The organism is Arthrobacter sp. CAN_A2, from assembly GCF_015752045.1.
In the GTDB taxonomy this organism is placed as follows: domain Bacteria; phylum Actinomycetota; class Actinomycetes; order Actinomycetales; family Micrococcaceae; genus Arthrobacter_D.
This window is the reverse complement of record NZ_JADOUS010000001.1, coordinates 410,643-432,044: the sequence shown is the minus strand read 5'-3', so window position 1 is coordinate 432,044 and position 21,402 is coordinate 410,643. Positions and strand designations below refer to the sequence as shown.

Below are 21,402 nucleotides of genomic sequence, written 5' to 3'. Positions count from 1 at the left end.
GGAGCGTCAGACCCCGCGGCATCACCCGGACAGGATGAGGCCCGCGCCGCGACGGGCTGACGGCGCCGAGGCCGTCGCGCAGTCGTCGTGGGTCCACGGCTGGCGGACCCACCACACCTGCGCACCCGGTCGTGTTGGCGGCCGGGTCACCACATCCGGCTGGTGGTCTCCGACACGAAGCCGCGCCCGTCCGAGAACCAGTGGATCGTCGGGCTGTTGCGCGCCGTCGGCGTCGTGAGCTCGGCGAACAGGTCCGCGTTGAAACGGTTGCTGAGTTCGGGGGAGCTGAGCACGGTGTCCCGGGTGATGACGAACACCGGTCCCTTCAGGCCCTTGCTCTGAATGGACAGGTGCACCTCGGAGTGCTCGTCGAGGCGCGCCTTGAGGGCTCCGATCGCCGCCTGGACGTTCTCGTCGTCGTCCCAGACCGCCGCGTGCTTGTCCACGAACAGCCAGGCCATGGTGCTCCTCGTCCGTACCGCGTGCCAGGTCCCGGGGGTCCACCCGGTCCGCGTCCGCCGGGCATCGGTCCGGCGGCCGTCTCCCTAGCAAAGCACTGCGGCGACGGCGTTATCAAGCGCCGGTCCGTGAGCGGCGCCGGCCCCGGGGAAACACGACCGCAGTCCGGGCGCTCCGCCGGGACCGTACCGCTCGACGACCACAGGTTGCTGGGGAACTCCTGGGGACTACCTGTGAAGCTTTGGTTGCAGCTCGGTAACAACACCTAACTGCCCCCTCCCTCGGATACCTGTTGGTAACGATGTCCACTTAGGCTTTTGCTCACGTGAGTAGCGTCACCCCTGGGGGTGACGTGCCGGCTGTCATGCAACACCGCGTGAAGCTGGAACCACACTATGAAAGAGGAGGCGGAATGCGTTTCGGACGTACTTCCAAAGCTGTGGGAGTTGCTGCTGTCGCAGCACTCGCACTGAGCGCCTGCGCTGCCAACACGGGAACTGAAACCACCGAAGAAGGCACCGAGGGCGAAGCAACCGGCGGAAACATCCGCGTCGTCGAAGTCAATGCCTTCAGCTCGTTCAACTCGAGCACGTCCGAAGGCAATGTGGACATCAACGGAAAGATCGCCTACGCGACCCACTCCGGCTTCGTCTACATCAACAACGACCTCGAGGTTGTGAAGAACGAGGACTTCGGCACGATGGAGGTCCTCTCCGAGGACCCACTGAGCGTCAAGTACACGGTCAACGAGGGTGTCAACTGGTCCGATGGCGAACCGGTCGACGGCGGAGACCTGATGCTGGCCTGGGCCATCGAGTCCGGCTACTTCAACGACGCCAAGACAGACGACGCGGGTGAGGTCGTCTCCGGCGCCACCTACTTCGACTACGCGGGCGATACCGGTGGCCTCGGGCTCACCGAACTCCCGGAGATCGGCGAGGACGGCCGCTCCATCACCCTGAACTACTCCGAGCCCTTCGCCGACTACGAAGTCGCCTTCGGCCTGATGAGCGAGGGTGGCATCGATACGCCCGCCCACGTGCTCGCCGAGAAGGGCGGCCTGGCCGACGAGGATGCGCTGATCGAGATCATCAAGACGACGCCCGCCGGTGATCCGGAGGCTCCCGTGGAGCGTCCCGAGGTCCAGGCGCTGGCGGACTTCTGGAACACGGGCTTCGACACCAAGTCGCTTCCCACCGACCCGTCGCTCTTCCTCTCCAACGGTCCCTTCATCGCCTCGGCCATCACACCGGACCAGTCGATGACGCTGACCCGCAATGAGGACTACGACTGGGGCCCCACCCCGAAGGTCGACGAGATCACCGTCCGCTACATCGGTGAAGCTCCCGCCCAGGTGCAGGCCCTGCAGAACGGCGAGGTGGACATCATCGCCCCGCAGGCGTCGGCCGACACGGTCGAGCAGCTCGAGGGCCTCGAGGGTGTCACGGTGGAGCAGGGCAACCAGCTCTCCTACGACCACCTCGACCTCAACTTCAGTGGCGTGTTCGAGGACGAGAAGGTCCGCGAGGCGTTCATGAAGACCGTGCCGCGTCAGCAGCTCGTGGACACGATCGTCAAGAAGATCAACCCTGACGCCACGCCGCTCGACTCGCAGCTGTTCCTCACGGATCAGGAGCCCTACGAGGAGTCCGCCGCCAACAACGGGTCGGAAGCCTACGGAGAGGTCGACATCGAGGGCGCGAAGGAACTCCTTGCCGGAGCGACCCCCGAGGTCCGCATCATGTACAACCGCGACAACCCGAACCGCCTCAACTCGTACACGCTGATCGCTGAATCCGCCGCTCAGGCCGGGTTCAAGATCGTCGACGGCGGCCTCGGATCCTCGGACTGGGGAGCAGCGCTCGGCAACGGGACCTACGACGCCACCATCTTCGGCTGGATCAACTCGGGCGTCGGCGTGTCCGGTGTGCCGCAGATCTTCAAGACGGCCAACGGCTCCAACTTCAACGGGTTCTCGAGCCCCGAGGCGGACAAGCTGATGGACGAGCTCATCGTGACCACGGATCCGGCCGAGCAGGACAAGATCCAGATCCAGATCGACAAGCTGATCTGGGACTCGAAGTACGGACTGCCGCTGTTCCAGGTGCCCGGCGTCGACGCCTTCAGCGACAACGTCACCGGCATCGAGTACATGCCGAACCAGACCGGTGTCTGGTGGAACTTCTGGGACTGGCAGGTCGTCCAGTAGTTCCGACGTCGGAACACGCTCGACCGTAGAAGGAAGGCGCCGGGACGGGGGACTCGCCCGTCCCGGCGCCTTCTTCTATGCCACTGAACTAGAATCTGCGTTATTACGGGAACCCCCTACCCGATCCAATCTTGAGGCCTGAGACCTATGGTGACCTACATCGTTCGGCGTCTGGTGACTGCCGTCCTCATCCTGTTCGGCGCATCGTTCGTCGTGTACCAGCTCACCGCCCTGTCCGGTGATCCCCTCGAGGACCTGCGCGCGAGCAACGCCCCGAACCGGGACCAGCTGATCCAGGCGCGCACCGAGCTGCTGGATCTCAATACGCCGGCGCCCCTGCGGTACTTCGGCTGGCTCGCCGGGGCTGCGAAGTGCATCATCCCCTTCGCCGCGACGTGCGACCTCGGGGCCAGCATCCAGGGTGAAGCCGTCACCACCTCGCTCGGCCGCGCGATGGGCAACACCATCACGCTCGTCGCCACCGCCACGGTGCTCGCGATCATCATCGGGATCTCGCTGGGCATCATCACCGCACTGCGCCAGTACAGCGGCCTCGACTACGGCGTGACGTTCATGTCCTTCCTGTTCTTCTCCCTCCCGATCTTCTGGCTGGCCGTCCTCCTCAAGGAATTCGGTGCCATCGGGTTCAACAACTTCCTCGACGACCCCGACATACCGGCGTCCACCATCGCCGTCGTCGCCATCGCGAGCGGACTGATCTGGGCGCTCTTCGCCAGCACGTCCTGGAAACGGAAGGGGGTCGCGTTCCTCCTGGGCGCCGCCGTCGCCGCGGCCCTGCTCTCCATCCTCGACCTCGTGGGCTGGTTCGCGAATCCCGGCCTCGGGCCGATCGTCATCCTCGTCACCGGGGTCGGTATCGCCTTCGGCATCGTCCTGCTCACGGCGGGCCTCCGCAACCGCAAGGCCCTGTACTCCTCGCTGATCATGGTGGCCCTGGGCCTCGTCGCCTACTACGTGGTCAACCCGATCCTCAACGCCGCGACCATCTGGATGATCATCATCCTCGCGGTCACCACGGTGCTCGTCGGCATGGGCGTCGGCTACGCCATGGGCGGCTACGACCGCAGCCAGAGCATGCGCGCCGCGGCCCTCACCGGAGTGCTCATGGGGTTCCTGATCGTCGTGGACCGCTTCATGGTCACGTGGCCGTCCTACGTGAGCAACCCGCGCGTCCGCGGAAGGCCGATCGCCACGGTCGGCGCCGAGACCCCCGGGCTGGACGGGACGTTCTGGATCAACGGCCTGGACACCTTCACGCACCTGCTGCTCCCCACCCTCGCGCTGCTGCTCGCGTCCCTCGCCAGCTACAGCCGCTACTCGCGCGCGTCCATGCTCGAGATCATGAACATGGACTACATCCGCACCGCCCGGGCCAAGGGCCTCAGTGAGCGGACGGTCGTCATGCGGCACGCGTTCCGCAACGCGCTGATCCCGCTCGCGACGCTCGTGGCCTTCGACATCGGAGCGCTGATCGGCGGCGCCATCATCACCGAACAGGTGTTCGCCTTCTCGGGCATGGGCCAGCTCTTCGTCCAGGCCCTCCAGCGCACGGACCCCGACCCCATCATGGGCTTCTTCCTGGTGGCCGGCATCCTGGCACTGGTCTTCAACCTCGTCGCCGACATCGCGTACTCGGTCCTCGATCCTCGCGTAAGGGTAAAAGCATGAGCATCCAGACCCCCTCCGATTTTCCCAACAGTGAGACGGCAACCGTCACCGGACCCGAGCGCCCGGAGGCCGAACCCGAGGCGAAGGGCCTGTCGCAGGGCCAGATCGTCCGGAAGAAGTTCTTCGACAACACCGCGGCGATCATCAGCCTCGTCGTCTTCGCCATCGTGTTCGTCCTCGCGTTCACGTCCGTCGGGTTCGCCGGCATCCCCGGATGGTGGAAGTACAACCACACCGAATTCCTCCCCCTGCTCAACGGGGGCGCCCCGACCGTCACCGGCCCCTTCAGCTGGGGGGAACACCCGTTCGGCCAGGATTCGATCGGCCGCGACTACTTCGCCATGACGATGCGCGGTACCCAGAACTCGATCATCATCATGTTCATCATCGGGGCCCTCGCGGGCCTGGTCGGGGTCATCATCGGCGCCTGCTCCGGGTACTTCCGCGGCTGGCCCGAGGCCGTGCTGATGCGTTTCACCGACGTCATCATCATCATCCCCGTGGTCCTCGCCGCAGCGACCCTCGGGCAGGCGGTCAACAGGGTCGTCGGGCCCGGCGCGCAGATCTGGCTCCTGGGGCTCTTCCTCGGGCTGGTGCTCTGGACCGGCCTCGCGCGACTCGTCCGCGGCGAGTTCCTGACGCTGCGCGAGCGCGAATTCGTCGATGCGGCGAAGATCGCCGGAGCCTCGAACACCCGGATCATCTTCAAGCACATCCTGCCGAACGCCGTGGGCGTCATCATCGTGAACACCACCCTGCTCATGTCCTCGGCCATCCTGCTCGAGACCGCACTGAGCTACATCGGCTTCGGCGTGAAAGCGCCGGACGTCTCCCTGGGCCTGATCATCAGCCAGAACCAGGAGGCGTTCCAGACGCGGCCGTGGCTGTTCTGGTTCCCCGGCCTGTTCATCGTGCTGATCTGCCTGTGCATCAACTTCATCGGCGACGGCCTCCGCGACGCCTTCGACCCGCGGCAGAAGAAGTTCAGCGCGAGCCGGGCCAAGGAATCAGGGAAGCCTGCAAGCGCGTGAACAGGTCCCTAGGAGCCAAGGTTCAACGAGACGGCGCCGGCCACCACCAGCAGGACCGCACCGGCGATGCAGGGCCAGTTCCAGTGACGTCGGACGCCGCCCGGGTGGTCGACGTCGATCCCGCCGCTCTCCACGAGGGCCTGCCAGCGCGTGCGCACCTCGTAGGCGGCGTACCCCGAGTCGGTGTTCTTCAGGTCGCCGGGGCGGATGGAGCCGCCGGGACCGTAGCTCGTCGAGGGCAGGTTCGTGACATGCTCGGGTTTGCCGGCATGGGTTCCCCACACCCCGGGAGCCGGCGCGGCCCAGGCGGTGTACGCCCCCGACGGCGTGACGAGCTTCAAGGCGTACTTGGTGTCGACGTCGATCAGCGCGGACCACGGGACCCGGATGGTCGCCAGGGGGTTGCGGAGCGTGACGGCGTCCTCGGCGAACACCACCGCGGGGTACCAGAACAGCCACCAGCCCGCGTAGGCGACGCCGATCAGCGGCCAGCCGGCGAGCAGGCCGGCGGGGCCCTGCTCGGCGACGACGGTCGCCAGTCCGCCGAGCGCGACCAGTACGGCGACGCCCGTGAACCAGAAACTGGTCCGCGGCCTGAACACGGTGGCCCCGGCCACCCTCGAGCTCTTCATGGCTCAATGATCCCAGCACGGCAGCCGCTCGCGGCAATCCAGGAGGGGCCGCGATCCCGCGGAGCCTCCATCACGAAGGAGGACCCCTCATGAGTACCCAGGTCATCGGCGGCACCGGAGACACCGGAGCGGGCCTGCCGGCACCCCAGGGCCCCGTGCTCGAGGTCCGGAACCTCAGCGTGGATTTCGGCGTCGACAAGAAGTGGGTCCCCGCGGCCATCGACCTCAACTACGAGGTCAGGGCCGGCGAGGTGCTCGCGATCGTGGGGGAGTCCGGCTCCGGCAAGAGCGCGAGTTCGATGTCGCTGCTCGGGCTGCTGCCCTCGAACAGCCGGGTCACGGGCGAGGTGCTGCTCAACGGCAAGTCGGTGCTCACGATGTCCCCCGCCAAGCTGCGCCAGATCCGCGGCAACGACGTCGCCGTCATCTTCCAGGAACCCATGACGGCCCTGAACCCCGTCTACACCGTCGGGTTCCAGATCGTCGAGACGCTGCGCCTGCACAACGAGATCTCGCCCGACGAGGCGAAACAGCGTGCCCTGCGCCTCCTGCAGATGGTCGAGCTGCCGGATCCGGACAAGGCGTTCCGGTCCTACCCGCACCAGCTCTCCGGCGGTCAGCGCCAGCGCGCCATGATCGCCCAGTCCCTGTCCTGCGACCCGAAACTCCTCATCGCCGACGAGCCCACCACGGCCCTCGACGTGACGGTGCAGGCCGAGATCCTCGACCTCATGCGCAACCTCAGGACCCAGCTCAACAGCGCGATCGTCCTGATCACCCACGACATGGGCGTGGTCGCGGACCTCGCCGACCGCATCGCCGTGATGCGCCAGGGCCGCATCGTGGAGACCGGCACGGCGGAGCAGATCTTCAAAAACCCGCAGCACGAGTACACCAAGGCGCTTCTCGCCGCGGTGCCCCACCTCGGGCAGGGGGACGGGAACGACGACGTCGACGTCACCGCGGCGCTCGCGGCGGCGACCCACACGGATCTCCAGACGGTCGATCACGACGAGCTGGAGCGGCGCGCCCAGGAGGTGCTCGCTCAGCTCGCCGGTGCGCAGCAGGCGGCCGAGCACCGGACGCCCGGCGTCGAGCCCGTCCTGGAGCTGATCGACGTCGCCATCGAGTATCCGAAGCAGGGGCGTGTCCCCGCGTTCCGTGCCGTCGAGGGTGCGAACCTGACGGTCTACCCCGGCCAGGTCATCGGCCTCGTCGGGGAGTCGGGTTCGGGGAAGACGACGATCGGCCGGGCCGCGGTCGGGCTGCTGCCCGTCGCTGCGGGGTCCATGAAGGTCGTCGGCACGGACATCTCGGGATTCCGCCCCACCTCCAAGGAGCTCGCCAAGGTCCGCCGCCACGTCGGCATGGTGTTCCAGGACCCGTCGTCGTCCCTGAACCCGCGGTTGCCCATCGGCGAGAGCATCGGCGAGCCCATGTACCTCGCCGGCGAGGCGAAGGGCAGCGAGCTGCAGAATCGCATCGAGGCGCTCCTCGACCAGGTGGAGCTGCCGCGCTCCTACCGCAACAGGTATCCGCACGAGCTCTCGGGCGGTCAGAAGCAGCGGGTGGGGATCGCCCGCGCGCTGTCGCTCAAGCCGAAGCTGATGGTCGCGGACGAGCCGACGTCGGCCCTCGACGTCTCCGTGCAGGCCAGGGTCCTGGAACTGTTCCAGAATCTGCAGCGCGAGCTCGGCTTCGCCTGCCTGTTCGTCACCCACGACCTGGCGGTCGTGGACGTCCTCGCCGACTACATCTGCGTGATGCAGCGCGGCCGGATCGTGGAGCAGGGGCCGCGGGACCAGATCCTGCGCAACCCACAGGACCCGTATACGCAGCGACTGCTCGCTGCGGTCCCCTTGCCCGATCCCGAGAAGCAGCGGGAACGCCGCGAGCTCCGCGCCAAGCTGCTGGCCACCACCGACTGACCGACGGACGGATCCGCCCCGCGCCCGGACGCACGGAACAGCCCGCCCTGCCGTCGCAGAGCGGGCTTTCCCGTGTGCGAACAGTGCGGTCCGCCGCCGGAGCGGGGGCGTCGCCGGATACCCGACCCCCCCTGATGTTCAGAGAAGCAACAAAACGGGCATATGATTTCTCGGTGTGAGTTGGCTCTCGCTCTCTGCGGGGCCACTGAACCGGCCAGATCCGGGCCGGTACGAACCGATCTTTAGGAGGCGGAATGCGTTTCACGCGCACTTCCAGAATGCTCAGCGTCGCGGCCATCGCCGCGCTGTCGCTCAGCGCATGCGGCGGCGGAGACACCGAAGCCGGCACCGAGGGTGACAACGCCGAAGCCGTCATCGTGGTGGACGGCTCCGAGCCCCAGAACCCGCTGATCCCCACCAGCACCAACGAGGTGGGCGGCGGAGCGATCCTCGACCTCATCTTCGCGGGCCTCGTCAGCTACGACGCCGACGGCAAGGCCCAGAACGAGATGGCCGAGTCCATCGAGACCGAGGACGCCCAGAACTACACGATCACGCTCAAGGAGGGCGAGACCTTCACCAACGGCGACCCCGTCACCGCGAGCTCCTTCGTCGACGCCTGGAACTACGGTGCCGCCGCGAAGAACGCCCAGCTCTCGAGCTACTTCTTCGAGAGCATCGAAGGCTATGACGAGGCCAGTGCCGAGGGCTCCACCGTGGAGACCATGAGCGGACTGAAGGTCGTCGACGACCGGACGTTCACCGTGGCGCTGTCCCAGCCCGAATCCGACTGGCCGCTGCGCCTGGGGTACAGCGCGTTCTTCCCGCTGCCCGCCGCCGCGCTCGAGGACCCCGCCACGTTCGGTGAGAACCCGGTGGGCAACGGACCCTACAAGTTCGCCTCCGAGGGTGCCTGGCAGCACAACCAGCAGATCGAGCTCGTGCCCAACGACGAGTACGAGGGCCCCCAGGCCGCCCGGAACGGCGGCGTGACGTTCAAGATCTACCAGAACGACACGACGGCCTACCAGGACCTGATCTCGGACAACCTCGACGTCCTGAAGACCATCCCGACGAGCGACATCAAGAACTTCAAGAGCGATCTCGGCGAGCGTTCCATCGAGTCGCCGTACGCGGGCAACCAGACGATCGCCGTGCCGTACTACCTCCCGAACTGGGAGGGCGAGGCCGGCAAGCTGCGCCGCCAGGCGCTGTCGATGGCCATCAACCGCGAGGAGATCACCGAGGTCATCTTCAACGGCGGCCGCGAACCGGCGAAGGACTTCACGGCTCCCGTCCTCGAGGGCTTCAGCGAGGAACTCACGGGCAGCGAGAACCTCGAGTACAACCCGGACCAGGCCAAGAAGCTCTGGGCCGACGCCGAGAAGATCTCGCCGTACGACGAGTCGCAGCCCCTGACCATCGGCTACAACGCCGACAAGGGCGACCACAAGACGTGGGTCGAGGCCGTGGTGAACAACATCAAGAACAACCTCGGCATCGAGGTCGCGGGCAAGCCCTACGCGACCTTCAAGGAAGCCCGCACCGAGGCGACGGACGAGACGCTCACGGGCGCCCTCCGCGCCGGCTGGCAGGCCGACTACCCGTCGCTGTACAACTTCCTCGGACCCATCTACGCCACCGGCGCCGGGTCCAACGATGCCCGCTACAGCAACCCCGAATTCGACGAGCAGCTGACCGACGGTCTCGCCGCCGGCTCCGTCGAAGAGGGCAACGAGGCCATGAACAAGGCCCAGGAACAGCTCCTGGAAGACCTCCCGGCCATCCCGCTGTGGTACCAGGTCGCCCAGGGCGGCTGGAGCAACAACGTGGACAACGTCGAGTTCGGCTGGAACGGCGTCCCGCTCTACTACGCCATCACCGGCAAGTAACCCGTCACGGTCTCGGGGCCTGCCCGGCACAGGGCAGGCCCCTTTTCCGTGCTCCAACGAAAAGGTCCGACACCCCATGAGCTACCCCCACCCGCATCCCGTCCGGATGCACGCCGCACCGGGAGGTGCGCACTGATGGCCTGGTACATCGTCCGACGCTTCCTGCAGCTGATCCCCGTCTTCCTCGGCGCGACCCTGCTGGTGTACTTCCTCGTCTTCAGCCTCCCGGGTGACGCCACCGCCGCCATCTGCGGCGAGCGCGGCTGCACGCCCGCCGTCGTCGCCGGACTGCGCGAGCAGTACAACCTCGACCAGCCGTTCTGGATCCAGTACCTCCTGTACCTCAAGGGCGTGCTGACCTTCGATCTCGGCACGAACTTCTCCGGGCGCCCGATCGCTACGATCATCGCCGAGGTGTTCCCGACCACCGCGAAGCTCGCGATCATGGCCCTGGTCATCGAGGCCGTCTTCGGCATCGTCTTCGGCCTCATCGCCGGTCTCCGCAAGGGCCGGATCTTCGACTCGTCGGTCCTCGTCCTGTCCCTGATCGTCATCGCCGTCCCCATCTTCGTGCTCGGCTTCCTGATGCAGTTCCTGATCGGCGTCAAGCTCCAGTGGACCAACCCGACCGTGAGCGGCGACGCCACCTTCACGGAGCTCCTGCTCCCGGCCGTGGTCCTCGGACTGGTGTCCTTCGCGTACGTGCTGCGCCTGACCCGGACCAGCATCATCGAGAACGTCAACGCCGACTACGTGCGCACCGCGACCGCCAAGGGCCTCAGCCGCCGGCGCGTCGTCGTCGTGCATGTCCTCCGGAACTCCCTGATCCCCGTCGTGACCTTCCTCGGCGCCGACCTCGGAGCCCTGATGGGCGGCGCGATCGTGACCGAGGGCATCTTCAACGTGAACGGCGTCGGCAACACCCTGTACCGCGCCGTGCTGAACGGTGACGGACCGATGGTCGTCTCGATCGTCACGTTCCTGATCCTCATCTTCTGCCTCGCGAACCTGCTGGTGGATCTCCTGTACGCGTGGCTGGACCCAAGGATTCGATATGCCTGAACCAACATCTTCCTCCGCCACCGCCGGGGCCCTCACCGTGGACCCCGCGCCCGTGGCACGCACCAAGACCTCCGCCTACCCGATCGAGCACTTCGTCGCCGACCTCGACGAGACGCCGGTCCGGGCCACGGACAGCGCGGTGTCCGACGCCGCCCCCCGCAGCCTGTGGGGTGAGGCGTGGCGCAGCCTGCGGAAGCAGCCGCTGTTCATCATCAGCGCGATCCTGATCCTCGCGGTCATCTTCGTGGCGCTGTTCCCCGGCCTCTTCACGAGCGAGCCGCCCAACGAGAACTGCCTGCTCGAGAACTCCGACGGCGGACCGGCCCCCGGCCACCCGCTCGGCTTCACCGTGCAGGGCTGCGACATCCTCTCCCGCGTGGTGCACGGCACGCAGTCCTCGCTGACCGTCGGCCTGTTCGCCACGCTCGGCGTCGTGCTGATCGGCGGCCTCATCGGCGCACTGGCCGGTTTCTTCGGCGGCTGGGTCGATGCGATCCTCGCCCGGGTGGGCGACATCTTCTTCGCCCTCCCGCTGATCCTCGGAGCCATCGTCGTGGTGCAGCTGCCCGTGTTCCAGCAGAACCGGAACGTATGGACGCTCGTCGTCATCCTCGTGGCGTTCGGCTGGCCGCAGATCGCCCGCATCACGCGTGCGGCCGTGATGGAGGTACGCAACGCGGACTTCGTCACCGCGGCACGCTCGCTGGGTGTCTCCCCGCTGGGAGCACTCGTCAAGCACGTCATCCCGAATGCGCTCGCGCCGGTCATCGTCATCGCGACGATCTCGCTCGGCACGTTCATCGTGGCGGAGTCGACGCTGTCCTTCCTCGGCATCGGGCTCCCGCCGGACGTCATGTCCTGGGGTAATGACATCTTCTCGGCGAAACCGTCGCTGCGCAGCAACCCCATGGCGATCTTCTGGCCGGGCCTCGCCCTGTCGATCACCGTTCTGAGCTTCATCATGCTGGGCGACGCCCTGCGTGACGCTCTCGACCCGAAGGCACGCAAACGATGAGCCACAGCACAGACACCGTGACGAGTGCGCGCCCGGCAGCCCCGGACGGCACGGGTGCGCCCCGTCCGCTGCTCGAGCTCCGGGACCTCGCCATCACCTTCTCGACGTCGAACGGGGACGTCCCGGCGGTGCGCAACGCGCACCTGACCGTGATGCCCGGCGAGACCGTCGCGATCGTGGGGGAGTCGGGCTCGGGCAAGTCGACGACGGCGCTCGCCGCCATCGGGCTGCTCCCCGCCAACGGCCGGGTGTCCAACGGCAGCATCATCTTCGACGGCGAGGACATCACCCACGCCCCGGAGCGGCGCATCGTCGAACTCCGCGGGTCCTCGATCGGCATGGTGCCCCAGGACCCGATGTCCAACCTGAACCCCGTCTGGAAGATCGGGTTCCAGGTCCGGGAGACGCTGAAGGCGAACGGGCTGCCCAGCGGTCCACAGGACGTCGCGAAGGTGCTGTCGGAGGCGGGCCTGCCCGACGCCGCGGCGCGCGCGAACCAGTACCCCCACGAGTTCTCCGGGGGTATGCGCCAGCGCGCACTCATCGCGATCGGGCTGTCCTGCCGTCCGCGCCTGCTCATCGCCGACGAGCCGACGTCCGCCCTGGACGTCACGGTCCAGCGGCAGATCCTGGACCACCTCGACACCATGACCGAGGAGCTCGGCACCGCCGTGCTCCTCATCACCCACGACCTCGGCCTCGCCGCCGAGCGCGCGCACAAGGTGATCGTCATGTACAGGGGGCAGATCGTGGAGGCCGGACCGGCCCTCGAACTGCTCACCGATCCGCGCCACCCCTACACGCAGAAGCTCGTGGCGTCCGCGCCGTCGATCGCCTCGCGCCGCATCGAGTCCGCCAAGAAGGCCGGTGTCGTGACGGGCGACCTCCTCGCGCCGGCAGCACCGACGGGCGCCGTCCCGGACAAGGTGATCGAGGTCGAGGACCTGACGAAGGTCTTCAGGATCCGCGGTAGCTGGGGCAGGTCCACCGACTTCACCGCGGTGGACAAGGTGTCCTTCTCCATCGCCCGTGGCACCACCACCGCGGTGGTGGGGGAGTCCGGGTCCGGCAAGTCGACCGTGGCGAAGATGGTCCTCGGACTGGAGGACGCGACGTCGGGCAGCATCCGGTTCGACGGCGTGGACATCACCACGCTCGGTCGGAAGGAGATGTTCGACTTCCGCCGCCGCGTGCAGCCGATCTTCCAGGACCCGTACGGCTCGCTCGACCCGATGTACAACATCTACCGGACCATCGAGGAGCCGCTCCGCGTCCACGGCATCGGGGACGCGAGGAGCCGGGAGAAGAAGGTCCGTACGCTGCTCGACCAGGTGGCGCTGCCGTCCGCGATGATGCAGCGCTTCCCGAACGAGCTCTCGGGCGGGCAGCGGCAGCGCGTGGCGATCGCACGTGCGCTGGCACTCGACCCCGAGGTGGTCATCTGCGACGAGGCCGTCTCGGCGCTCGATGTGCTGGTGCAGGCCCAGATCCTCAACCTGCTCGCCGATCTGCAGTCGGAACTCGGCCTCAGCTACCTGTTCATCACCCACGACCTCGCGGTGGTCCGGCAGATCGCCGACCACGTGGCCGTCATGGAGAAGGGCAGGCTCGTGGAGCAGGGCACCACCGACGAGGTGTTCGACAACCCCCGGACCGCCTACACGCAGGCACTGCTCGCGGCGATCCCGGGTGCGGGACTGGTCCTGCCTCCCGAGGTCGCCTGAGTCCCGGACGGGCGCGCGTCGTCGCGCAGGCCGGGTGGCCCCAGCAGGCGGTCCCCGATCCGGGGGCCGCCTGCTGTGCAGGGGGGGTGGGACCAGGCACGAAGATAACGATGCGTTCACGATGCGTGGCCGCGCGCCCACGGGGTGACGACCGCCCGGGAGCCCTGTCCTGGCGCCGATCCGACGGGTTCCGACGGAGCAGCGCACGACGCCGGAACCGCCGTCGGACTCCTGTCTTCCGCCTCTTGACGGGACGGCCATCGGTAGGGTTGGCAGCTGCCCTGTGACCCGTCGCCTCCGCGGCGCGTCACGTCGCGACATCGAAGGAGAAGGTACATGAGTATCAAGCACGGGGAAGAGGCTGTGACCGGCCCGCCCAGGCCGCAGGACCGCGCGGATGGAACGGGCACGGGACACAGAGCTCGATTGGCCCTGCCGGTGTTCGTGCCGGCCTCGGTCCTGATCGTGCTCTTCGTCGCGTTCGCCCTCGTTTCGCCGGATACCGCGTCCGTGCTGTTCGCGGGCATCCAGGAGAACGTGATCGGAGCCTTCGGCTGGTACTACGTGGCCATCGTGGCATTCTTCGTGGTGTTCTCGCTGTGGGTGGGATTCAGCCGCTACGGCGACATCCGCCTCGGCAAGGACGACGACACGCCCGAGTTCTCGACCATGTCCTGGTTCGCCCTGCTCTTCGCCGCCGGCATGGGCATCGGACTGGTGTTCTGGGGTGTGGCCGAGCCGCTGAACCACTTCGCCAGCCCCCGACCCGGCGTCACCGGCACCGAGGTGCAGATCGGGCAGCAGGCCATCACCCAGACCTTCCTCCACTGGGGGCTGCACGCCTGGAGCATCTACGTCGTCGTCGGCCTCTCGATCGCCTACGCCGTGCACCGGCGCGGCCGTCCCATCTCCATCCGCTGGACCCTCGAGCCCCTGCTGGGGGACCGCGTCAAGGGGGCCTGGGGCCACGCCATCGACGTCGTCGCGCTCGTGGGCACGCTGTTCGGTGTCGCCACCTCGCTCGGCCTCGGCGTGCTGCAGATCTCCTCGGGGCTCGACAGCGCCAACATCCTCGCCGCCACGGAAGCCACGCAGGTAGGGCTCATCCTCTGCATCACCGCGCTGACCATCGTGTCCGTGATCTCCGGTGTCGGCAAGGGCATGAAATGGCTCTCGAACATCAACCTCGTCCTCGCCGGGGTACTCCTGCTCGTGGTGCTCTTCGCCGGGCCCACGCTCTTCCTCCTGCGCGAGTTCGTCCAGTCCATCGGCAACTACTTCCAGAACGTCGTCGGCCTGACCTTCAACACGCTGGCGTTCTCCGGCGCGGAGGGCGAGGCCTGGCAGGCGGCCTGGACCACGTTCTACTGGGGCTGGTGGATGTCCTGGGCACCCTTCGTCGGGATCTTCATCGCCCGGATCTCGAAGGGACGCACCGTCCGCGAGTTCGTGGCCGGTGTCCTCCTCGTCCCCACCACGCTGGGGTTCCTGTGGTTCTCCGTGCTCGGAGGCTCGGCCATCTACCGCGAGATCTTCGGCCAGGGCGGCCTGATCGCCGAGGACGGCTCGGTGGACACCGAGAACGCGCTGTTCGGCCTCCTGGCAGGACTGCCCGGCGGGCCCGCGCTGCTCATCGGTGCCATCCTCCTGATCGCGATCTTCTTCATCACGTCCGCCGACTCGGGCGCCCTGGTGATGAGCATGATCTCCACCGGGGGCGACCCGAATCCCCGGCACTGGATCCGGATCTTCTGGGCAGTCCTCGCAGCGTTGGTCGCCATCGCCCTGCTCCTGGTGGGTGACACCGGGCTGAGCTCCATCCAGACGGCGGCGATCCTCACGGCCCTCCCCTTCAGCGTGGTGATGCTCGCCATGTGCGTCGCCACGGCGAAGGCGTTCCACGGGGAGCACCGCGCCTGGCAGGAGACCCAGCGACGGGTCGCCGCGACGGCCATGGCGGACCGCGTGACCGATCAGGTCCACGAGTCGATGTCCGGGCAGGTGGAGCGGCAGGTGCAGGAACACCTCGCCGATCACGCGGCGGACACGCCGTCGGACCTGCCTTCGGACCTGCCGTCGGACGGCTCTACCGACGCCGTCCGGGGCGCCGGCCAGGGTGCGGCTCCGCGGTTTCGGCGGCCCCGCCGGCCGTAGCCGCGCACCCCGCGCCACACCCACGACGGCGGCGGTCCTTCCCCGGGAGGACCGCCGCCGTCGTCCGTCCACAGCGCCCCCGGACGCCGTTTGACAGGCCGCATTAGGTCTGTTTTTGCCCAGCGCCTAGACTGGTAAGAGGGCGTGCAGTGCAGCCGCCGCCAATTTCCCTGCAGTAGATACCGAATTGAGTAATAACGCATGTCTGAAACCACAGGCAACACCGCTGTTCGCAGCGACCTCCGCAACGTAGCCATCGTGGCCCACGTTGACCACGGAAAAACCACCCTGGTCGACGCCATGCTGAAGCAGACCAACTCGTTCGCTGCGCACGGCGACGTCGCCGACCGCGTCATGGACTCGGGCGACCTCGAGCGCGAGAAGGGCATCACCATCCTCGCGAAGAACACCACGGTGTTCTACGACGGACCCTCGGCCAAGGGCGAGACCATCACGATCAACGTCATCGACACCCCGGGCCACGCCGACTTCGGCGGCGAGGTGGAGCGCGGCCTCTCCATGGTGGACGGCGTCGTCCTCCTCGTCGACGCGTCCGAGGGCCCGCTGCCCCAGACGCGCTTCGTGCTCCGCAAGGCCCTCGCGGCCAAGCTCCCCGTGATCCTGCTGGTCAACAAGACGGACCGCCCCGACTCCCGCATCGAGGAGGTCGTCAGCGAATCGATGGACCTCCTCCTCGGCCTCGCGTCGGACCTCGCGGACGAGGTCCCCGACCTCGACCTCGACCTGATCCTGAACGTGCCCGTCGTGTACGCCGCGGCCCGCGTCGGTGCCGCGTCGATCGAGCAGCCGGCCAACGGCAGCGCGCCCGCCAATGACAACCTGGAGCCCCTGTTCCAGACGATCATCGAGCACATCCCCGCGCCCCGCTACAACCCCAACGGCGTCCTGCAGGCGCACGTCACCAACCTCGACGCCTCGCCGTTCCTGGGCCGCCTCGCGCTGCTGCGCATCTTCAACGGCACGCTGCGCAAGGGCCAGACCGTCGCGTGGGCCCGCCAGAACGGTGAGCTCAAGACCGTCAAGATCACCGAGCTCCTCGCCACCAAGGCGCTGGACCGCGTCCCCACCGATTCCGCCGGCCCTGGCGAGATCGTCGCCGTCGCCGGTATCGAGGGCATCACCATCGGTGAGACGCTCACCGACGTCGACAACCCGCAGCCGCTGCCGCTGATCACCGTCGACGACCCCGCGATCTCCGTCACCATCGGCATCAACACCTCGCCGCTCGCCGGCAAGGTCAAGGGCGCCAAGGTCACCGCACGCCAGGTCAAGGACCGCCTCGACAAGGAGCTCATCGGCAACGTCTCGCTCCGCGTCCTGCCCACGGCCCGCCCCGACGCCTGGGAAGTCCAGGGCCGTGGCGAGCTGGCGCTCGCCATCCTGGTGGAGCAGATGCGCCGCGAGGGCTTCGAGCTCACCGTCGGCAAGCCGCAGGTGGTCACCAAGACCGTCGACGGCAAGATCCACGAGCCGATGGAGCACATGACCATCGACGTCCCCGAGGAGTACCTCGGCGGCGTCACCCAGCTCATGGCCGCCCGCAAGGGCCGCATGACCAACATGGCGAACCACGGCACCGGCTGGGTCCGCATGGAGTTCATCGTCCCCGCGCGCGGCCTGATCGGCTTCCGCACCCGCTTCCTGACCGACACGCGCGGCGCCGGCATCGCGGCGTCGATCTCCGAGGGCTACGAGCCATGGGCCGGTGACATCGAGTACCGCACCAACGGCTCCATGATCGCCGACCGCTCCGGCGTCGTCACCCCGTTCGCGATGATCAACCTGCAGGAACGAGGCTCCTTCTTCGTGCAGGCCACCTCCGAGGTCTACGAGGGCATGATCGTCGGAGAGAACTCCCGCGCCGACGACATGGACGTCAACATCACGAAGGAGAAGAAGCTCACCAACATGCGTGCGGCCTCCTCCGACACCTTCGAGAACCTGACCCCTCCGCGCAACCTCACCCTCGAGGAATCCCTCGAGTTCGCCCGCGAGGACGAGTGCGTCGAGGTCACCCCGGAGACCATCCGCATCCGCAAGGTCATCCTCGATGCCAACGAGCGCATGCGCGCCTCGCGTTCGCGCGCCCGGGCCTAGTCCCGACGGCTCCGTCAGCACCGTGACCCACGACGACGCCGGTCCCTCCCCTGCCGGGAGGGGCCGGCGTCCGCCGTTCCCGGCACCCTCTCTCGCCGGCCCGCGGCGCCCCGCCGCGATCGCGGGTGCCGTGGCGGCAGGGGTGGCGGCGGCGGTCTTCGGGACGGCCCTGCACGCACACCTGCTCTTCGTGGGCGGGGCAGCCCTTCCCGTCGGCGCGCTGGCCGCCCTGCTCCTGGCGGGCAGCCTGTTCCTGCTGTGCGGGCTCTGGGCGCGGAACGTGATGATGACGGCGGTGGCGGGCGCGGTCGCGTACGGGATGGTGGCGCTGCTCTCGACGTCGTCGAGCACGCTCATCCTCACCGGTTCGTCGACGGTCGCCCCGGGCACGGCGCTCGCGGGGAATCTCTGGCTCTTCGGCGTGCTCGTCGTGACGCTGGCCGCGGTGGTGCGGGGCGTCGCCGTGCTGCGGCCGCGGAAGCGGCGCTAGGTCCCGGAGGCACCGGGCGGGCGGCGTGGCGTCAGTCGGCGGTGCGGTCGAGGTGGTGGGCCAGCATGATGGAGGTCGCCGTGCCGTCCTCGTCGGGTCCGCGGAGCGCGTAGTCCTCGAGGACCGCGCGGATGCGCCCCATCATCTCGGCGCGATGCTCGTCGTTGAGCCGGACCCCGACGCGCCAGACATCGATCTCGGACGGCTGCAGGCCCTCGATCTCCTGCAGGAACGTCTCCACCAGCACGGGCGCGGCATTCGGTACACGGCTGTTCCATGACAGCCCGGTGGCGCGGTACGGGATCTCCTTCGCCCCGCGGTTGCCGGCACGGGCGTCCTCGGCGGCGAGGAACCCCGTGGTGAGCAGGGTCCGGACGTGGTGGAGCGTCGTCGCCGGATTGAGGTCCAGGGCCTCCGCGATCTCCTTGTTGGTCCTGGCCTTGTGCAGGCACAATCGCAGGATGCGGAGCCTGACGGGAGCGCTGAGCGCCCGGCCGCGGGCCTGGAGATCCTCGTCTGAGTCCATGCGCCGATTGTACGGGAGATCGCCCGCGGGATTGACAGGTCCCAATCACTGGGGTGGCGCCAGGACACGGCCGGCGGCAGGCGCCCGCGGTCCTTGTCATCCCCGCCGATCGGTGTTTCCGTAGCCTGAGCACACTTCGAGAGCTCCAGGGGGACGGTATGGCCGGTGTCAGGACGTGGGAAGTCGTCGTGCGATGGGGGATCATCCTCGGGGTGGTCGCGGTAGCACTCCTCGTGCTGAGCCCGGTGATCGTCGCCAACGTCGGGACGACGACCCTCGAGGGGGCGTCGCCGGTCTCGACGGCGGCGACGGTGCTGGTGTCGATCATCCCCTCGGTCCTCCTCCCGTTCTCCGCCGCCCTCGTGGGCGCGGCGCTGGTGATGCGCCACGCCGAAGCCCTCGCATCGGCGGCTTCGGACGCCCTCCGCCGGGAGTCGGGGCACTGACAGGACCGGGGTCCCAAGGCTCACCTCACCGCGAGGACCTGCGGGGCGCACGGCGCGGGGGTGGCGGCGGTACCGGTCGGGCCGCCGTGACGTCGGCGAGGAGCACGACGTCGTCGCCCCTGCGGGTGCGCACCGTGCAGGTGGTCCCGTCGATGGCGACGAGGTCGCCGAGAGAATCCGTGAACCCGGTGTCGACGCGACGGCGGACGACGACCCTCGTCTCGAGGGGGAGCGACGCGAGGAGGGCGGCGGGTGTCTGCACGCCTCAAGGGTAGGCCCTGGCGGCTCACCGTCGCGGTGGCCGGCCCCGGGCAGCCCTGGTCCTGCCGGGGCGGGCCGTTGCGTTAAGCTGGAACCCGCACCCCGGGTGCGTCAGCCCGACCCCAGTCACCAGGAAAGGCGTGGGAAGTGACCTACGTAATCGCGCAGCCATGCGTGGATGTCAAGGACAAGGCCTGTATCGAGGAGTGCCCTGTCGACTGCATCTATGAGGGCGAGCGGTCGCTCTACATCCACCCCGACGAGTGCGTGGACTGCGGCGCGTGCGAGCCCGTGTGCCCGGTCGAGGCGATCTACTACGAGGACGACACCCCCGAGCAGTGGGCCGAGTACTACAAGGCCAATGTCGAGTTCTTCGACGACCTCGGGTCGCCCGGCGGCGCGGCGAAGGTCGGCAACACGGGCTTCGACCACCCCATCATCGCGGTCCTGCCGCCCCAGAACCAGCCGGCCTAGGTGGGGGCCGGGGAGCCGAAGCCGTTCGGCCTGCACCTGCCCGACTACCCGTGGGACGCCCTCGTGCCGTACCGGGAGACTGCGTCCCGCCACCCCGGGGGCGTGGTGGATCTGTCCATCGGTACGCCGGTGGACCCGACCCCGGAACTCATCCAGGCGGCGCTGGCCACCGCTGCCGACGCGCACGGATACCCGACCACCCACGGCACGCCGGCGCTCCGTGAGGCGATCAGCACCTGGTTCGCGCGGCGCAGGGGAGTGCCCGGACTCGACCCGGCGGACATCCTGCCGACCGTCGGCTCCAAGGAGCTCGTCGCGTGGCTTCCCCTGCTGCTGGGACTGGGCGAGGGCGACGTCGTCGTCCGGCCCTCCGTCGCCTACCCCACCTACGACGTCGGCGCCCACCTCGCAGGTGCCACCGCGGTCGCCGCAGACTCCCTCGCGGACCTTCCCGCGGACGTACGGGCCCGGGTCCGCCTGGTCTGGATCAACTCGCCCGGAAATCCGACGGGTGAGGTGCTCGACGTCGAGGGCCTGCGGACCATCGTCGAGGACGCCCGCTCGCTCGGCGCGGTCGTGGCGTCCGACGAATGCTACGGCGAGCTGGGCTGGGGGCGCTGGGATCCCGCGGAGGGCGGCGAGCCCGTGCCCAGCGTCCTCGACCCGCGGGTCTGCGGCGGATCCCACGAGAACCTGTTGGCCGTCTACTCCCTGAGCAAGCAGTCCAACCTGGCCGGCTACCGGGCCGCGTTCACGGCCGGGGACCCGGTGATCATCGCGAATCTCGTCAACTCCCGCAAGCACGCCGGCATGATCGTGCCGTACCCCGTCCAGGAGGCCATGCGGGTGGCCCTCGGGGACGACGCCCATGTGGCCGCCCAGAAGGACCTGTACCGTCGTCGTCGCGCCCTGCTGGTCCCGGCGCTCGAGGCCGCAGGCTTCACGATCGGCGGTTCGGTGGCGGGCCTGTATCTCTGGGCGTCGAACGGGAAGCCCACCTGGGACACCATCGACTGGCTTGCCGGGCTCGGGATCCTCGCGGGTCCGGGGACGTTCTACGGCGACGCCGGGGAGGGGTTCATCCGGATGGCGCTCACGGGGAGCGACGAGCGGATCCGGGCCGCGGTCACGCGTCTCGCGGACGCTCCGCGCTGAGCCGCCGCCTTCGTCCTTGCCGTCGACCGCCGGAGGGCCGCAGGATTAGTGATCGGGGGGCCGCTGACGGTAGCGTTTGGCGGGAATGTGCTGACCCCGAGGCGATCTCCGCCCCCGTGGGAAGCGATGATTTGTGG

Annotated in this window: 18 protein-coding genes; 14 read left to right on the top strand and 4 right to left on the bottom strand. The window is 68.3% G+C overall.

What is annotated here, in order from left to right:
• Window positions 1-146 precede the first annotated feature (146 nt).
• On the bottom strand, window positions 147-461 hold the full coding sequence (locus IWX63_RS01895; RefSeq protein WP_199276436.1) for a hypothetical protein: 315 nt from the start codon (window positions 459-461) through the stop codon (window positions 147-149).
• Between the two features lie 437 nt (window positions 462-898).
• Here IWX63_RS01895 and IWX63_RS01890 point away from each other — a divergent pair, with 437 nt between their 5' ends.
• The 3 genes from IWX63_RS01890 to IWX63_RS01880 all read left to right on the top strand — a co-directional run bounded on the left by IWX63_RS01890 (window position 899) and on the right by IWX63_RS01880 (window position 5,388).
• Window positions 899-2,668: an ABC transporter family substrate-binding protein gene (locus tag IWX63_RS01890; RefSeq protein ID WP_334685550.1), complete on the top strand. Its 1,770-nt coding sequence runs from the start codon at window positions 899-901 to the stop codon at window positions 2,666-2,668.
• 147 nt (window positions 2,669-2,815) lie between these two features.
• Entirely contained in the window at window positions 2,816-4,357 is a 1,542-nt protein-coding gene (locus tag IWX63_RS01885) for an ABC transporter permease (protein ID WP_199276434.1), read from the top strand.
• Window positions 4,354-5,388: an ABC transporter permease gene (locus tag IWX63_RS01880; protein ID WP_199276433.1), complete on the top strand. Its 1,035-nt coding sequence runs from the start codon at window positions 4,354-4,356 to the stop codon at window positions 5,386-5,388. Before IWX63_RS01885 ends, IWX63_RS01880 begins: the two co-directional genes overlap by 4 nt.
• A gap of 8 nt (window positions 5,389-5,396) precedes the next feature.
• On the opposite strand, the gene IWX63_RS01875 is transcribed toward IWX63_RS01880, so the two are convergent.
• Window positions 5,397-6,020, bottom strand: coding sequence for a PH domain-containing protein (locus tag IWX63_RS01875; protein WP_199276432.1), 624 nt, complete (start codon window positions 6,018-6,020; stop codon window positions 5,397-5,399).
• An 89-nt stretch (window positions 6,021-6,109) separates the two neighbouring features.
• On the opposite strand from IWX63_RS01875, the gene IWX63_RS01870 reads away from it, so the two are divergent.
• The 8 genes from IWX63_RS01870 to IWX63_RS01835 all read left to right on the top strand — a co-directional run bounded on the left by IWX63_RS01870 (window position 6,110) and on the right by IWX63_RS01835 (window position 18,403).
• Entirely contained in the window at window positions 6,110-7,948 is a 1,839-nt protein-coding gene (locus IWX63_RS01870) for an ABC transporter ATP-binding protein (RefSeq protein ID WP_199276431.1), read from the top strand.
• A gap of 254 nt (window positions 7,949-8,202) precedes the next feature.
• On the top strand, window positions 8,203-9,840 hold the full coding sequence (locus tag IWX63_RS01865; RefSeq protein WP_199276430.1) for a peptide ABC transporter substrate-binding protein: 1,638 nt from the start codon (window positions 8,203-8,205) through the stop codon (window positions 9,838-9,840).
• Window positions 9,841-9,975: 135 nt separating this feature from the next.
• Complete coding sequence (locus tag IWX63_RS01860) at window positions 9,976-10,902, top strand: ABC transporter permease (RefSeq protein WP_199276429.1); 927 nt, start codon at window positions 9,976-9,978, stop codon at window positions 10,900-10,902.
• Window positions 10,895-11,917 (top strand): ABC transporter permease, encoded by a 1,023-nt coding sequence (locus IWX63_RS01855; protein ID WP_199276428.1) that lies wholly within the window; start codon window positions 10,895-10,897, stop codon window positions 11,915-11,917. The genes IWX63_RS01860 and IWX63_RS01855 overlap by 8 nt, the downstream gene beginning before the upstream one ends.
• On the top strand, window positions 11,914-13,641 hold the full coding sequence (locus IWX63_RS01850) for a dipeptide ABC transporter ATP-binding protein (RefSeq protein WP_199276427.1): 1,728 nt from the start codon (window positions 11,914-11,916) through the stop codon (window positions 13,639-13,641). Before IWX63_RS01855 ends, IWX63_RS01850 begins: the two co-directional genes overlap by 4 nt.
• Window positions 13,642-13,977: 336 nt before the next feature.
• Window positions 13,978-15,795 (top strand): BCCT family transporter, encoded by a 1,818-nt coding sequence (locus tag IWX63_RS01845; protein ID WP_199276426.1) that lies wholly within the window; start codon window positions 13,978-13,980, stop codon window positions 15,793-15,795.
• Between the two features lie 201 nt (window positions 15,796-15,996).
• Entirely contained in the window at window positions 15,997-17,913 is a 1,917-nt protein-coding gene (gene typA / locus IWX63_RS01840; RefSeq protein WP_199276425.1) for a translational GTPase TypA, read from the top strand.
• A gap of 22 nt (window positions 17,914-17,935) precedes the next feature.
• Window positions 17,936-18,403 (top strand): hypothetical protein, encoded by a 468-nt coding sequence (locus IWX63_RS01835; RefSeq protein ID WP_199276424.1) that lies wholly within the window; start codon window positions 17,936-17,938, stop codon window positions 18,401-18,403.
• Between the two features lie 31 nt (window positions 18,404-18,434).
• Here the strand turns inward: IWX63_RS01835 and IWX63_RS01830 are convergent, their stop codons facing one another.
• Entirely contained in the window at window positions 18,435-18,929 is a 495-nt protein-coding gene (locus IWX63_RS01830) for an ArsR/SmtB family transcription factor (RefSeq protein WP_199276423.1), read from the bottom strand.
• A 188-nt stretch (window positions 18,930-19,117) separates the two neighbouring features.
• Between IWX63_RS01830 and IWX63_RS01825 the strand changes: the two genes are divergently transcribed.
• Window positions 19,118-19,375: a hypothetical protein gene (locus tag IWX63_RS01825; RefSeq protein ID WP_199276422.1), complete on the top strand. Its 258-nt coding sequence runs from the start codon at window positions 19,118-19,120 to the stop codon at window positions 19,373-19,375.
• Between the two features lie 25 nt (window positions 19,376-19,400).
• Here IWX63_RS01825 and IWX63_RS01820 read toward each other — a convergent pair whose 3' ends face one another.
• Window positions 19,401-19,637: a hypothetical protein gene (locus IWX63_RS01820; protein WP_199276421.1), complete on the bottom strand. Its 237-nt coding sequence runs from the start codon at window positions 19,635-19,637 to the stop codon at window positions 19,401-19,403.
• A gap of 146 nt (window positions 19,638-19,783) precedes the next feature.
• Here IWX63_RS01820 and fdxA point away from each other — a divergent pair, with 146 nt between their 5' ends.
• Together fdxA and dapC are read left to right on the top strand one after the other, a co-directional pair.
• The gene (fdxA, locus tag IWX63_RS01815; protein ID WP_043440973.1) at window positions 19,784-20,110 is read left to right on the top strand and encodes a ferredoxin; all 327 of its coding nucleotides are present in this window, start codon (window positions 19,784-19,786) and stop codon (window positions 20,108-20,110) included.
• Window positions 20,111-21,265, top strand: coding sequence for a succinyldiaminopimelate transaminase (gene dapC, locus IWX63_RS01810; protein WP_199276420.1), 1,155 nt, complete (start codon window positions 20,111-20,113; stop codon window positions 21,263-21,265).
• Window positions 21,266-21,402 lie beyond the last annotated feature (137 nt).

What these genes read in the sequence shown, in the direction of transcription:
- IWX63_RS01895 (WP_199276436.1), bottom strand. Translation starts at nt 461, where the DNA reads ATGGCCTGGCTGTTCGTGGACAAGCACGCGGCGGTCTGGGACGACGAC.
- IWX63_RS01885 (WP_199276434.1), top strand. Translation starts at nt 2,816, where the DNA reads ATGGTGACCTACATCGTTCGGCGTCTGGTGACTGCCGTCCTCATCCTG.
- IWX63_RS01880 (WP_199276433.1), top strand. Translation starts at nt 4,354, where the DNA reads ATGAGCATCCAGACCCCCTCCGATTTTCCCAACAGTGAGACGGCAACC.
- IWX63_RS01875 (WP_199276432.1), bottom strand. Translation starts at nt 6,020, where the DNA reads ATGAAGAGCTCGAGGGTGGCCGGGGCCACCGTGTTCAGGCCGCGGACC.
- IWX63_RS01870 (WP_199276431.1), top strand. Translation starts at nt 6,110, where the DNA reads ATGAGTACCCAGGTCATCGGCGGCACCGGAGACACCGGAGCGGGCCTG.
- IWX63_RS01865 (WP_199276430.1), top strand. Translation starts at nt 8,203, where the DNA reads ATGCGTTTCACGCGCACTTCCAGAATGCTCAGCGTCGCGGCCATCGCC.
- IWX63_RS01860 (WP_199276429.1), top strand. Translation starts at nt 9,976, where the DNA reads ATGGCCTGGTACATCGTCCGACGCTTCCTGCAGCTGATCCCCGTCTTC.
- IWX63_RS01855 (WP_199276428.1), top strand. Translation starts at nt 10,895, where the DNA reads ATGCCTGAACCAACATCTTCCTCCGCCACCGCCGGGGCCCTCACCGTG.
- IWX63_RS01850 (WP_199276427.1), top strand. Translation starts at nt 11,914, where the DNA reads ATGAGCCACAGCACAGACACCGTGACGAGTGCGCGCCCGGCAGCCCCG.
- IWX63_RS01845 (WP_199276426.1), top strand. Translation starts at nt 13,978, where the DNA reads ATGAGTATCAAGCACGGGGAAGAGGCTGTGACCGGCCCGCCCAGGCCG.
- typA (WP_199276425.1), top strand. Translation starts at nt 15,997, where the DNA reads ATGTCTGAAACCACAGGCAACACCGCTGTTCGCAGCGACCTCCGCAAC.
- IWX63_RS01830 (WP_199276423.1), bottom strand. Translation starts at nt 18,929, where the DNA reads ATGGACTCAGACGAGGATCTCCAGGCCCGCGGCCGGGCGCTCAGCGCT.